The organism is Arthrobacter rhizophilus, assembly GCF_026241105.1.
Taxonomy (GTDB): domain Bacteria; phylum Actinomycetota; class Actinomycetes; order Actinomycetales; family Micrococcaceae; genus Arthrobacter.
Genome location: NZ_JAPFFT010000024.1, coordinates 1 through 12,521, shown reverse-complemented (window position 1 = coordinate 12,521; position 12,521 = coordinate 1). Strand labels below are relative to the sequence as shown.

Annotated in this window: 11 protein-coding genes; 6 read left to right on the top strand and 5 right to left on the bottom strand. The window is 64.4% G+C overall.

Annotated features, from left to right (window positions below; all coding sequences use genetic code 11):
• Nucleotides 1–44 precede the first annotated feature (44 nt).
• The 3 genes from OOZ51_RS17410 to OOZ51_RS17400 are packed head-to-tail and all read left to right on the top strand — an operon-like array spanning nucleotide 45 to nucleotide 2,944.
• A complete protein-coding gene (locus OOZ51_RS17410) occupies nucleotides 45–1,268 on the top strand; it encodes a thiolase family protein (RefSeq protein ID WP_265981033.1) in 1,224 nt (407 codons plus the stop codon).
• Entirely contained in the window at nucleotides 1,268–2,074 is an 807-nt protein-coding gene (locus tag OOZ51_RS17405; protein ID WP_265981032.1) for an enoyl-CoA hydratase/isomerase family protein, read from the top strand. Before OOZ51_RS17410 ends, OOZ51_RS17405 begins: the two co-directional genes overlap by 1 nt.
• Nucleotides 2,075–2,944: a 3-hydroxyacyl-CoA dehydrogenase family protein gene (locus OOZ51_RS17400; protein ID WP_265981031.1), complete on the top strand. Its 870-nt coding sequence runs from the start codon at nucleotides 2,075–2,077 to the stop codon at nucleotides 2,942–2,944.
• Nucleotides 2,945–3,010: 66 nt separating this feature from the next.
• On the opposite strand, the gene OOZ51_RS17395 is transcribed toward OOZ51_RS17400, so the two are convergent.
• Together OOZ51_RS17395 and OOZ51_RS17390 are read right to left on the bottom strand one after the other, a co-directional pair.
• On the bottom strand, nucleotides 3,011–3,838 hold the full coding sequence (locus OOZ51_RS17395; RefSeq protein WP_265981030.1) for an NAD(P)-dependent oxidoreductase: 828 nt from the start codon (nucleotides 3,836–3,838) through the stop codon (nucleotides 3,011–3,013).
• A 61-nt stretch (nucleotides 3,839–3,899) separates the two neighbouring features.
• Complete coding sequence (locus OOZ51_RS17390) at nucleotides 3,900–4,313, bottom strand: carboxymuconolactone decarboxylase family protein (RefSeq protein ID WP_265981029.1); 414 nt, start codon at nucleotides 4,311–4,313, stop codon at nucleotides 3,900–3,902.
• Between the two features lie 100 nt (nucleotides 4,314–4,413).
• Between OOZ51_RS17390 and OOZ51_RS17385 the strand changes: the two genes are divergently transcribed.
• Complete coding sequence (locus OOZ51_RS17385) at nucleotides 4,414–5,046, top strand: TetR/AcrR family transcriptional regulator (protein WP_265981028.1); 633 nt, start codon at nucleotides 4,414–4,416, stop codon at nucleotides 5,044–5,046.
• A 48-nt stretch (nucleotides 5,047–5,094) separates the two neighbouring features.
• Here the strand turns inward: OOZ51_RS17385 and OOZ51_RS17380 are convergent, their stop codons facing one another.
• The 3 genes from OOZ51_RS17380 to OOZ51_RS17370 all read right to left on the bottom strand — a co-directional run bounded on the left by OOZ51_RS17380 (nucleotide 5,095) and on the right by OOZ51_RS17370 (nucleotide 9,218).
• Nucleotides 5,095–6,474, bottom strand: coding sequence for an NAD-dependent succinate-semialdehyde dehydrogenase (locus OOZ51_RS17380; RefSeq protein WP_265981027.1), 1,380 nt, complete (start codon nucleotides 6,472–6,474; stop codon nucleotides 5,095–5,097).
• Between the two features lie 100 nt (nucleotides 6,475–6,574).
• Nucleotides 6,575–8,200: a flavin-containing monooxygenase gene (locus OOZ51_RS17375; protein WP_265981026.1), complete on the bottom strand. Its 1,626-nt coding sequence runs from the start codon at nucleotides 8,198–8,200 to the stop codon at nucleotides 6,575–6,577.
• Nucleotides 8,201–8,282: 82 nt separating this feature from the next.
• Nucleotides 8,283–9,218, bottom strand: coding sequence for an alpha/beta hydrolase (locus OOZ51_RS17370; RefSeq protein WP_265981025.1), 936 nt, complete (start codon nucleotides 9,216–9,218; stop codon nucleotides 8,283–8,285).
• 249 nt (nucleotides 9,219–9,467) lie between these two features.
• Here OOZ51_RS17370 and OOZ51_RS17365 point away from each other — a divergent pair, with 249 nt between their 5' ends.
• Both OOZ51_RS17365 and OOZ51_RS17360 read left to right on the top strand, forming a co-directional pair.
• Nucleotides 9,468–10,526, top strand: a complete 1,059-nt coding sequence (locus OOZ51_RS17365) for an alcohol dehydrogenase (protein ID WP_265981024.1) — start codon at nucleotides 9,468–9,470, stop codon at nucleotides 10,524–10,526.
• Between the two features lie 10 nt (nucleotides 10,527–10,536).
• Nucleotides 10,537–12,381: a sigma-54-dependent Fis family transcriptional regulator gene (locus OOZ51_RS17360; protein WP_265981023.1), complete on the top strand. Its 1,845-nt coding sequence runs from the start codon at nucleotides 10,537–10,539 to the stop codon at nucleotides 12,379–12,381.
• Nucleotides 12,382–12,521: the final 140 nt, after the last annotated feature.

Below are 12,521 nucleotides of genomic sequence, written 5' to 3'. Positions count from 1 at the left end.
CTGTCTCCACAGCCTCCCCCACACCAAACCACCAAGGAGTTTCCATGCCCGAAGCATTCCTCATCGGCGGCGCACGTACGCCCGTCGGGCGCTACGGCGGCGCCCTGAGCTCCGTCCGGCCTGACGATCTGGCCGCACTCACGGTGCGGGCCGCCGTCGAACGCGCCGGAATCGACCCTGCCCTCGTGGACGAGGTGATCCTCGGCAACGCCAACGGCGCCGGCGAGGAGAACCGCAACGTCGCCCGCATGGCGTGGTTGCTCGCCGGTTTCCCGGACACCGTTCCCGGCATCACCGTCAACCGACTCTGCGCCTCCGGACTGAGCGCCATCATCATGGCCTCGCACATGGTCAAGGCCGGGGCCGCGGACATCGTGGTCGCAGGCGGCGTCGAGTCCATGTCCCGCGCCCCATGGATGATGGAAAAGCCGGACAAGCCCTTCGCCAAGCCCGGTGCCGTCTTTGACACCTCGATCGGCTGGCGCTTCCCCAACCCTGCCTTCCTGTCCGGGGAACTCTCGCGCGATGGCAAAGCCACCTATTCCATGCCTGAAACCGCGGAGGAAGTGGCCCGCTTCTTCAACATCTCCCGTGAGGACTGCGACGAGTTTGCTGTCCGGTCCCACGAGCGCGCCCTCGCCGCGATCGGGGCCCGTCGATTTGCCGGCGAGATCGTCCCCGTCACCGTCAGGGGCCGCAAGGGCGTCGAAACCGTCGTCGACACCGACGAAGGCCCGCGCCCCGGAACATCCGTGGACGTGCTTGCCGGCCTGCGCCCGGTGGTCAAGGGCGGCGGCGTGGTCACCGCCGGCAACTCCTCCACTCTCAACGACGGCGCCTCGGCGATCATTGTCGCGTCCGAGGCCGCCGTTCAAAAGTATGGCCTCGCTCCCCGCGCCCGTATCCTCGACGGCGCGTCCGCCGGCGTCGCCCAGGAGATCATGGGCATCGGTCCTGTCCCGGCCACCCGCAAAGTCCTCGCCCGCGCGGGCATCGGGGTAGGCGACCTCGCCGCCGTCGAACTTAACGAGGCATTCGCGTCGCAGGCCCTGGCGTGCATGCGCGAGCTGAAGCTCGATCCCGAAATCGTGAACAACGACGGCGGAGCGATAGCCCTCGGCCACCCGCTCGGTTCCTCCGGGTCCCGCCTCGTCATCACGCTGCTCGGCCGCCTCGAGCGCGAAGCCGCGCAAGGCCGCAAGCTCGGCCTCGCCACCATGTGCGTCGGGGTCGGACAAGGCACCGCACTGCTGCTGGAAGGCATCTGATGACAGCGGTAATGTACGACGCCGGCACGCGCCTTGACGCCTCAAGTTTCGTCACGCTGCTGGTTCAGGAGCGGGAGGACCGGCTGGCGGTCCGGCTGCACCGACCCGAGGTCAGGAACGCGATCGACCAGGCAATGGTGGACGAGCTGCACGCCGTCTGCGCACACCTGGAGCGCACACCGAAGATCCTGATCCTCTCCGGCACCCCCGACGATCCGGAGGCCGGAACCAAAGCCGTCTTCGCCTCCGGAGCGGACATCGCGCAGCTGCGCGAACGGCGCCGCGACGATGCCCTGGCCGGGATCAACTCCAGGGTCTTCGACCGGATCGCGAAACTGCCCATGCCCGTCATCGCGGCGCTGGACGGCTTTACGCTCGGCGGCGGGGCAGAGCTGGCATATGCGGCTGACTTACGCATCGGCACCCCCGCACTGCGGATGGGCAATCCCGAAACCAACCTGGGCATCCTGGCCGCGGCCGGCGCCACCTGGCGGCTGAAGGAACTCGTCGGGGAACCGGTTGCCAAGCAGATCCTGCTCGCCGGCAAAGTCCTCACGGGCGAAGAGTGCCTCGCGGTAGGGCTGATCACCGAACTCGTGGATCCGCAAACGCTGTTGGACGCGGCGCACGCCTTGGCCGACTCCATCGCGGCACAGGATCCGCTGGCGGTCCGCATCTCCAAATCCGTGTTTCACGCCCCGCGGGAAGTCCATCCCGTCATCGACACCCTGGCCCAGGGGATGCTCTTCGAATCCCAGGCCAAGTTCGACCGCATGCAGGCGTTCCTCGACAGGAAGAAGAAGTAAATGAGCAACACAGTAATGCCAGCCGGAGTCCCGGCGCGCGTTGGCGTCCTCGGCGGCGGCCGGATGGGTGCGGGCATCGCCCACGCCTTCCTCGTCAAGGGAGCAGACGTGGTGGTGGTCGAACGCGACGAAACCTCCGCACAGGCAGGACGGGAGCGGGTCGAGGCCTCCGCAGAGAAGTCCATCGAGCGCGACACCCAAAGCGGCAACCTCGACGAGATGCTCTCCCGCCTGACCGTTTCCGTAGACTACGCAGACTTCGGCGACCGCCAACTCGTGGTGGAAGCCGTACCGGAGGACTGGGCCCTGAAGGTCGCTGCGCTCCGCCGGGTCGAGGAGCAGCTCCCACCGGGGACCGTGCTGGCCTCGAACACCTCCTCGCTCTCCGTCTCCGGGTTGGCCGAGGAACTGGCGCGGCCCCAGGACTTCATCGGTCTGCACTTCTTCAACCCGGTTCCTGCTTCGACCTTGATCGAGGTGGTGATCGGCAAGCAGACGCGCCCTGAACTCATCGAGCAGGCGCGGAACTGCGTCCAGGGACTCGGAAAGACCGCCGTGGTGGTCAATGACGCCCCGGGCTTCGCGTCCTCGCGGCTGGGCGTAGCAATCGCGTTGGAAGCAATGCGCATGGTCGAGGAAGGCGTCGCCTCGGCTGAGGACATCGACAATGCCATGGTCCTCGGTTACAAGCACCCCACGGGCCCGCTGCGCACCACAGACATCGTGGGCCTGGACGTCCGCCTGAGCATTGCCGAATATCTCCATGAAACTCTCGGTGAGCGGTTTGCTCCCCCGCAGATCCTGCGCGACAAAGTGGCCCGCGGCGAACTGGGCCGCAAAAGCGGCAAGGGCTTCTTCGACTGGAGCTGAATTAGACGGCCGTCGCATGCCCTCAAAGCCAACTTTCGCCAGCGCCGTGTAGCCCCTGTCGTCGGTCTACGGTTTGTTCTTTCCCATGGAGTCGAACAGCTGGGTGGAGGACAGGGCATTGAAGGGCATGGCCACGTGGTGCTCGAGGCCCTTGAGGTGGGCGGCCTTGAGGTCCTTAAGCAGCACCGCCAGGGCGGTGTCCGCGGTCCATTCCGAGACTGAGTCCCAGTTCCGGGCGACCCAGCTGTCGCCGGTGCTGACCTGGAACAGGTTCAGCAGCTCGTCCTGCGGCAGGTTGTATTGGGCGCCGAATTTGAGTCCTTCGGCGATTGCGTTCATGTTGATGCCCAAGATGAGGTTGTTGACCAGCTTCGCGGCCTGGCTATTCCCGGGCTTGCTGCCGTAGTAGAAGACGTTGGATCCTACAGCGTCGAAGTACGGGCGGGCGGCCGTCACGCGGTCCTCGGCCCCGGAGGTCATGATCGACAGGGTGCCGGCCTCGGCGCCGGTCGAACCCCCGCTGACGGCGGCGGCGATGAGCCTCACGTCGCCGTGTTCCTCGACTTGCTGGCCCAGTTCGTTCATCGTGTCGGGGTCGAGGGTGCTCATGACGATGATAGTCAGGTTCTTGGAGTTGGCGGACAGGAGCCCGTCTTCGCCCAAGATGACGTCGACGTTCTGGGCGTAGTCACGGACCATGGACACGATCGCGTCGTCCGCCTGTTGGGCGACGTCCTTCAGGGTTTCGGCGATGGTGATTCCCGCTGCAATGGCCTTCTGGCGGGATCCCTCGAAGGCGTCGTACCCGATCACTTCGAAGCCGGCCTTATTCAGGTTGACTGCCATGGGAAGTCCCATGGTTCCGAGTCCTACGAAACCGATTTTCTTGCTCATGATTAGGTCCTTTTGTCGTGGTGGTTGGGCGTCGAGGCGCAGGAGAACCGGGGGTCAGGCCTCAGTCGGTAGTGGGTTCGGGAGTCATGCCGCGTTCTGCCATAACCTCTTTGACGAGGGTCAGGCCATTGAGTACGCGGGGGAATCCGATGTAGGGGATGCACTGGATCAGGGAACCGACGATCTTATCCTTCGTGAGGCCTACGTTGAATCCAACGTTGATATGCAGCTTCAGTTGGACCTCGGTGCCCAGTGCGGCCAGTGTGGAAATGGTCACCATGGTCTGTTCCTGCTGGGTCAGGCTGTCGCGAGAGTAGATGTCCCCGAAGGCGAAGGAAACAATGTAGTCCGCCAGCTCCGCGTCCAGCGCATGGTAGGACTCCACCAGCTTGGCGTGGTCGAACGTGTTGGAGTGTTCCGTGGAGACGAGTTCCATCATGCGGTCAAGCCCGCGCTGGTATCGATCTGTGGCCATGGTGGTGCCCTTCTGGTTGGTCGAAGTTGAGGTTTGCAAAACGCTACGTTGCGTTGCAATAATAGCATTCAACGGCAGAGAAATGGAAGGCGGTATCCCAATGAGCCCCTCACGCGGTATTGAGCACGGTTTATCAGAGGACGCGGTATCAGGGCACCAAAAGCGCCGTGCCCGGACGGAGAAGGTGGTCCTGGAGGCCACCCGGGAACTCCTGGCACAGTCGGGGTTCGGCAGCCTGACCATGGAACGCGTTGCAGAACGGTCCGGCGTCGCGAAGACCACCATCTACCGCCGGTACCGGTCGCGGAATGATCTGGCCCTGGCTGTTCTGCTGGACATGCTGGGTGATGTGAGCACCCGGCCGTACGCCCGGGACACGCAGACTGAACTGACCCGGCTGGTCGACCGGACGGTGGACCTCATGTCCAACACGCTCCTGGGGCGGATCATGCAGGGCTTGGTCTCAGAAGTTGCCGCCGACGTTGAGCTTGCCCGAACGTACCGGGAGAGGGTGGTGAGCCAACGCGTGGAGGAGGTCACTGCCCTCGTGGAACGCGGTATTGCCTTAGGAGAGCTGAGGGACGGACTGGACCCGGAATTGGTCACCGACCTCTTGCTCGGCCCCATCTACTACCGTTTGTTCCTCAGCGGCTCCTCCATGGACGAAGGGTTCGGCGGACGGCTTGTCGCTGCCCTCTTCCCCGCATTCACAAAGGAACCTCACCCTGCTTAACCAAATGCGTCATGCTGCAGGCAGACGGCAGCATGACGCATCCGTAACTCATCGAACTCCCGGGTTCCGGACCAGCTTCTTGTTGGCGAACTCATTGAAGCCATACCGGGCCAGTTCCCGCCCGAAGCCCGAGCCCTTGACGCCGCCGAACGGCAGGTCCGGTGAGCTCTTGCTGGTGCTGTTGATCCAGACCATGCCGACCTCAAGCTCCTCGGCCAATCGGTCCGCGTTTGTCGCGTCGGATGTGAACACGCTGGAGGAGAGGCCGAATGGTGAGTTGTTGGCCAAATCGATTGCTTCCTGTACGGAGCCGACGCGGTAGACGACGGCGACCGGGCCGAACAGTTCCTCGGTGAAGGCGCGCATTTCGGGCGTGACGCCTGCGAGGACTGTGGCCGGATAATAGGCGCCGGGGCCGTCAGGGCGTTCGCCACCGAGCAGGAGTTCTGCGCCGCGGGAGACTGCGTCTTGTACAAGCTCGTCCAGTTCCTCGACTCCTGCGGCAGATGCCAGTGGTCCGAGCTTGGTCCCGGAATCGGTGGGGTCCCCGGCCTGCCAGGGAGCCATCGCGTCGAGGAACTTTTGAAGGAATTCCTCGCACACGCTGTCCGCCACGATGAATCGCTTTGATGCCGTGCAGGCCTGGCCGCCGTTGGAGAGCCGGCCGATGACTGCGGCGGCTGCCGCGGCGTCGATGTCGGCATCGTCGAGCACAATGAACGGGTCGGATCCGCCGAGTTCCAGGACGCACTTTTTCAGATTCCGGCCAGCGACCTCGCCGACGGCTGAACCGGCCTTCTCGGACCCGGTGAGCGACACGCCCTGCACGCGCCGGTCAGCAACAGCGGCTGCCACCTGGGCGGAGGAGATGAACGCGTTGAGGTATACACCGGCCGGTAATCCGGCCTCGTCCAGGATCCGCTCAATCGCGAGGGCGGACTGCGGGCAGTTCCGGGCATGCTTGAGGATGATCGTGTTGCCCAAGGCGATGTTCGGGGCGGCGAACCGCGCCACCTGGTAGTACGGGTAGTTCCATGGCATGACCCCGACGAGTGGTCCTATCGATTCGGTGCGGACAACAGCCGTACCGGACCCCTTGAATGGGAGGGATTCATCTGCCAGGTACTCCTCCAGGTTGTCGGCGTAGTGCTGGTAGATCGACGCGACAAGTTCCACCTCTCCCCTGGCCTGCGCGATCGGCTTGCCCATTTCCAGGGTGAGGAGCTTGGCCAGCTCTTCGGCCTGCTCGCGGTGCAGTTCGGCCGCCCGAGCAAGGACGGCGCGGCGCTGCTCCAGTGGCGTGGTGCGCCAGGAGCGGTAGGCAGCAGCGCTGCGGGCGATGAGATCATCCAGTTCAGCGTCGGAAATCTCCGCGTACTGTGCGGACGCTTCGCCGGTTGCCGGGTCGATGGTCTTGTACACACCCATGGGTGGTTCTCCTCTGTGGTGAAGGCTCTGATGTGAAGACGGGTTGCCGGGATGCCCATCAGTTCGATGGGCATCCCGGGGCCTCAGCGTGATTGGTGCGTCAGGCAGGGACTGTGGCGGGCGTCTTCAGTTCGAAGCCGCGGTATCCGTTGTCCGTGACGTCGGTCAAGACGCCGCGGTAGTTGCCCAAGCCGCCGAGGTAGAACAATACGCTCGGCTTCTTTCCGGGGATGTTGGCGCCGAAGATCCAGGATTCCACCTTGGTGAACACCGTCATGTTGGCAATCGTGGTGCAGAGTTCGGTCCATTCGAGTTCTGCCTCGGGGGTGGGTTCGATCGCGCGGACGCCGTTGTGCTCGGCGTACTTGATCGTGTCGCTGATCCACTCAACCTGGGTCTCAATGCTCGGCGGCAGGTTCGTGAACGGGCCGTTCGGTCCGAGGACCATGAACCAGTTGGGGAAGTTCGCCGTGGCGACTCCGAGGTAGCTGGTGGGCTGGCCGTCCCAATGGTCATTGATGTTCAGGCCATTGCGTCCCAGGATTTCCATGCGCCGGTAGTTGCCGTCCACGGCGTCGAAGCCCGTGGCGAAGACCAGCACGTCGAGTTCGTGCAGGACGCCGTCCTCAGTCACCACACCCTTTGGGGCGATTTCGCGGATGGGGTTCTCCTTAATGGCCACTGCTTCCACGTTTGACCGGTTGAAGACCTGGAAGTAGCCGTCATCGCACAGCGGGCGACGGGCGAACAGGCCGGTCGGCGTCAGTTTGCGGGCCGTCTCCGGGTCCTCGATGATCTCGCCGATCTTGTTACGGATGAAGGACGCTGCAGTCTCGTTGGCTTCCTCGTCCGTGGCGATGTCGGCGAAGGTTTCGAACATAAAACGGAAGCCTCCGCCGTATTCCCAGGCCTTCTCATAAACGCGACGGCGCTCTTCTTCCGAGACGCTCATCGCGGGAACGGTGCTTTCCTCGAAGCCGAAGGCCACGCCGGAACCCTTGACCTGCTTCCAGATCTGCTCGTACTTGGCCTTGACCTCGTCGATCTGCTGCGTGGTCACGGGGCGTTTGCCCACCGGAACGGAGTACTGCGGGGTGCGGACGAAGACGGTCAGGTGTTCGACCTCAGGTGCCAGCGCCGTAATGACCTGCTGGCCGGTGGATCCGGTGCCGATGACGCCGACGCGGCGGCCTGCGAGGTCCTTGCCCTCCGGCCATGCGGCGGTGTGGATGATCTCGCCCTCGAAAGTGTCCATGCCGGGCAGTTTCGGGAGGTTGATGGCGGAAAGGAGCCCGACGGCGTTCACTACGTAGGTAGCCCGGTACACCTCACCTGTGTCCGTGGTGACTTCCCACAGGGCTTCATCTTCGAGGTAGACCGCTGATTTCACTTCGGTGCCGAAGCGGAAGTGGCGGCGCAGGTCGAAGCGGTCCACGACGTCCTCGAGGTATTCAAGGATCTCGGGCTGGGTCACGTAGGTGTGCTTCCAGGTGCCGTCCCGGAGGAGGTCCTTGTCGAAGGAGAAACGGTAGACGTGGCTTTCCGTGTCCGAGAGGGCTCCCGGGTAGCGATTCCAGTACCAGGTGCCGCCGGGGCCGCCGGCCTTGTCAAAGCCGACGACGGTGAGGCCCTGCTCATTGTGCAGTTTGTGGACGGCGTAGATGCCGCCGAAGCCGGCGCCGATCACCACGGCGTCGACGGTCTGAAAAGTGTTCTGTGCAGTCATGGCGAACTCCTTTGTCGTTCTGATGCAGGGGATTAAGAGGTAAGTGGGGACGTGATGGAAGCGTTGCGCAGTGTTGCCAGGGCTACTTCCGGTACCAGGTGGCGAGCTTCGCGAACTCCCCGGCGACGAGGGCGGAGCGCCCGGCCAAGAACGGGTAGACGTGCTGCTGGCCCGCACCAATCGACAGCGTGACGTCCACGCCTGCTGCTGCGGCGCGCTCCTGCAGGCGGGTGGCGTTGTCCAGGAGGGATTCCACGCTGCCGGCTGTTATGTAGAGGCGCGGGAAGCCGGCGAAGTCGCCGTACAGGGGGTTGGCCAGAGGCGTTGTGGGGTCAACGGTGCCGCCGAGGACGCCGGCGATCATGCCTTCGAGCAGTTCGGGGGTAATGAGGGCGTCAGTGTCATTGTTGGTGACAAGGGTTTGACCCTTGTTTTCCATGTCGAGCCACGGGGAGAACGCGATGACGTGGCCCGGGGCCTGCTTGCCCTGCTCTTTGAGGGAGAGGGCAATGGCGATGGCAAGGTTGCCGCCGGCCGAGTCGCCGATGGTGGTGATGTCCTGAGCGGCTATGCCGGCGGCCACCAGTGCGTCGAAGGCGGCTACGCCGTCTTCGACCTGGGCCGGGTGCTGGAACTCGGGGGCGCGGCGGTAATCGAGGACAAAGCTGACGGAGCCAAGCTCCTTGGCGACGTGGCCGGCCAGCTTGCGGTGGCTCGAAGCCGAGCCGACGGCGAATCCGCCGCCGTGCGTGTAGAGCAGGACCTTGGTCTTGTCCGCACCTTCGGGCAGGCACCAGATGCCCGGGACTCCTCCGACGGTGTCCTCGCGGTACGTTACGCCCTCAGGCTCAACCGTCGGCTGGTGCCACTCGTCGAAGATGGACCGGAACAGGCGCATGGTCAGGTCCGGCGTGGTGGCCATGATTTCCGCCCAGTCGGCGTAAAGGGCACGCAGCACGTCCTGGTTCTCGACGTCGGCAGTACTGACGATGGGCTGTTCGGCAACATTGGTGCTCATGGGAGTCTCCTTTGACTTGTCCTTGTTCCTCCGTATTCGGCGCATGTGATGGCCGCCACGGTGATTACTCCAAAGGTAGGTCTGTGTTCCATCCCACATGTGTTCCAATGTGAAACACTGGCTGGCCAGGCGGCAGATTGATGCAATCGAAGCATCAATCTGCGCTGGATTTGGTATTGGAAGCTTCTCAAATCGTCGGTCATGATGAAGGGATATTCTGATGATCCATACTGAACGAGGTGCTCTTCCATGCATGCCTTCGCCGTCCTCCCCGATGACACCACGATCCATGACCTGGACCTTCCGACGCCAAGCCCCGAGGGCCGCCAGGTCCTCCTGAAAGTTGTGCGGGCCGGCGTATGCCACACCGATACGCACCTGCGTGAAGGTGGATACGACCTCGGCAGCCGCGGGCATATGAGCATGAAGGACCGGGGCATCCAGTACCCGATGGTCCTCGGCCATGAGGTGGTCGGTGTCGTCGAGGAAGTGGGCGCGGACGTGACCTCCGTTCGTGAAGGCGACCTGCGGCTGATCTACCCCTGGATCGGCTGCGGGGAATGCCGCCAATGCCGGGAAGGCCAGGACAACCGCTGTGCCGCCGGCCAGAACCTGGGGGTGGCCCGCCATGGCGGCTACGCCGAGTACATCGCTGTCCCCGATGAGAAGTACCTCGTGGACATTGACGGCATTGACCCGAGCTGGGCGGCCACCCTGGCTTGCTCCGGCCTCACGGCCCACAGCGCCGTGGACAAGGTACTCCCCCTCGAACCGGACGAGCCCGTGGTCATTTTTGGTGCAGGCGGACTGGGCCTCACCGCCATCGCGATCCTCAGGGCGCGCGGCCACCGGAACATCTGCGCGGTGGACGTCGCCGAACGCAACCTCGCCCTGGCCCGCGATATGGGCGCCACGAGCACAGTCCTCTCCGGAAAGGAGAGTGGCGCGGACGCTATCCGCAGCGCCGCTGGCGGGCCTGCGAGCGCCGTCGTCGACTTCGTTAACAACGGTGTCACGGCCACAGCCGCCTTCGATGTCCTTGCCAAGGCAGGAACCATGATTCAGGTAGGGCTCTTCGGCGGCGAAGTCACCATCCCCACCGCGATGCTGGCCCTGCGCATGATCCGGATCGAAGGAAGCTTTGTGGGGACACTCTCGCAACTCCGGGATCTGGTGAAAATCGCGCGAGCCGGGGAACTGCCGCACATCCCCGTAGCCGAACGGACCCTGTCGGCGGCCGGGGTGTCCCGCGCCCTGGACGATCTGGCTGCAGGCGGCATCGCTGGACGCATCGTGCTGACTGCTTGAGAATGGAAAAGTGATAGACAAGTCACACCGCGAGGACGCGGTCCGGCAAGCCCGCGAGCGGCTGATCACTGAGGGCCTTGTCCGGGCTTCCGTTCCCGCGTCCCTGGTGGCCGAGGAGATCGAGCAGAGCTGGCGGCGCTCGGTCTCGCACCACGTCAATCCCGCCACCGGTCCCCACATTCTCGGTGAGATCGATCCGGACAGCACCATCCTTCGCGCCGCCGGCAGGATCCTGGACCAATGGCAAAACAACCTCACGGACACGCGGATGGCCCTTTTCCTCGCCGACGAGGACGGCCGGATCGTGTCCCGGCGAATTATCGATGCCCAGGATGAGCGCACCTTGGACGGCGCCAATGCTGCGGAGGGTTTCGTCTTTTCGGAACAAGCCTTGGGCACGAACGGACTCGGCACCCCCATCGAGGGCCGCGGCGTCGTCTTTGTCCGTGGCAACGAACACTTCAACGACGCCCTGTCCCGGCTGGCGTGCGCCGGTGCTCCCATCAAGCACCCCATCACGGGCCGGATCGTGGGTTCGCTCTCTATTGCGTCCCACGTCGATGCCGCCAGTCCCCTGATGGTGTCCATGGCCCGGCAGGCCGGCTATCAGATTGCCGAAGCGCTTGAGCTGATGGCCGATTCCCGGAACCTGGAGCTCGCCCGAACCTACCGGCAGTTCCGGTCCTCCAAGCACCCGGTCCTGGTCATGAACTCCGAAACCGTTATGACCGACTTGCCCGCTCTCGCCCACTTTGACGCGGAGTCTCACGCCTACCTGTGGGAAATGCTGCGCCTGCACCATTGGGATCAGGACAAACTGCAACTAGAACTCCCCGTGCTGGGAACCGAAGCGATGGTGCGGCGCCTCGGCCGTGCGGGCCAGGAAGCGATCTTCGCGCTGGAGTTCATGGAGCCCGCCAGCCCGGTTGCCGAGGGTGGAGTCGCCGTCGTCCATAACCGGCACCCCGGCACGGCACGGGCGGCCACACCTGCTCTCCGCGACGTGTTGGATGGCCTGTCCTCCCGGCATGCCCGGACCACCCCGTACAGCACGGTCCAACAGCAGCTCACCGCTGCGGCCGCCGCCGATGGACTGATCCGTGTGACAGGCGGCCCCGGCGCCGGCAAGCGGTACCAGGCTTCAAAATGGCTGCGGCAGCGCACCGGGCATGAGCCCAGGACCTTCGCTGTCGGCGACCTCACCGCGGATGGCCCGGCCTGGGCGGGGATGGAGGACGCGTTGCGCGAAGGCAGCGGGATCGTCGTCGTGGGAGGAAGCAATCCCGCCGGTGAGGTGCTCGGCCGCCTCACCGAATTCGCAAAGCTTGACCGCCCTGGCGTCCACCCTGGTGCGCGCATCATCCTCACCGAACGCGCCAGCAGTACATCCAGGAGCGACCTCGGTACCGATGGGCTTCCTTCGCCCGTAGGCCTGCCACCGCTCACGGAACAGCGGGGTGAGCTGCCCGATATCGTGCGCGAGGTCTCCGCCGAGCTGTTCCCGGGAACTCCGGCTCCACGGTTCTCCCCCGCGGCCCTTCAATGTCTGCTGGCATGGCGCTGGCCCGGCAACGTGGCCGAACTGTCGCGGCTCCTCGCTGATCTGCAGCGTTCGGCCGGCAACGGCCTGATCCAGACCAAGGACCTGCCGGTCCCCATGCGCCAGACGTCCTGGTCCTCGCTGAGCCGCTACGAGCAGTCCGAGCGCAGTGCCATCGTGGCCGCCCTGGCGGAAGCCGACGGAAACAAGTCGCGCGCCGCAGAGATCCTGGGTATTGGCCGCACCACGCTTTACCGCAAGATGCGTGCCCTGAAGATTGACGACGACGAACGCATGGTCGCGCCCGAGGGGTAGCCGCCGGCCGCGTCACCTCAGCCATTATGAATGGCCACCACGAAAGGGACCCTCGACGTCGCTCTTGGATTCTAGGGGTCGTTGCAACACCTGTTGGTTAGGTGGTTAGTAGTAAATCACGTAAACGCTCGGCTGGAGTA

Excerpts from the sequence above, each read along its gene's own strand:
- OOZ51_RS17410 (WP_265981033.1), top strand. The coding sequence starts at position 45 with ATGCCCGAAGCATTCCTCATCGGCGGCGCACGTACGCCCGTCGGGCGC.
- OOZ51_RS17405 (WP_265981032.1), top strand. The coding sequence starts at position 1,268 with ATGACAGCGGTAATGTACGACGCCGGCACGCGCCTTGACGCCTCAAGT.
- OOZ51_RS17400 (WP_265981031.1), top strand. The coding sequence starts at position 2,075 with ATGAGCAACACAGTAATGCCAGCCGGAGTCCCGGCGCGCGTTGGCGTC.
- OOZ51_RS17395 (WP_265981030.1), bottom strand. The coding sequence starts at position 3,838 with ATGAGCAAGAAAATCGGTTTCGTAGGACTCGGAACCATGGGACTTCCC.
- OOZ51_RS17390 (WP_265981029.1), bottom strand. The coding sequence starts at position 4,313 with ATGGCCACAGATCGATACCAGCGCGGGCTTGACCGCATGATGGAACTC.
- OOZ51_RS17385 (WP_265981028.1), top strand. The coding sequence starts at position 4,414 with ATGAGCCCCTCACGCGGTATTGAGCACGGTTTATCAGAGGACGCGGTA.
- OOZ51_RS17380 (WP_265981027.1), bottom strand. The coding sequence starts at position 6,474 with ATGGGTGTGTACAAGACCATCGACCCGGCAACCGGCGAAGCGTCCGCA.
- OOZ51_RS17375 (WP_265981026.1), bottom strand. The coding sequence starts at position 8,200 with ATGACTGCACAGAACACTTTTCAGACCGTCGACGCCGTGGTGATCGGC.
- OOZ51_RS17370 (WP_265981025.1), bottom strand. The coding sequence starts at position 9,218 with ATGAGCACCAATGTTGCCGAACAGCCCATCGTCAGTACTGCCGACGTC.
- OOZ51_RS17365 (WP_265981024.1), top strand. The coding sequence starts at position 9,468 with ATGCATGCCTTCGCCGTCCTCCCCGATGACACCACGATCCATGACCTG.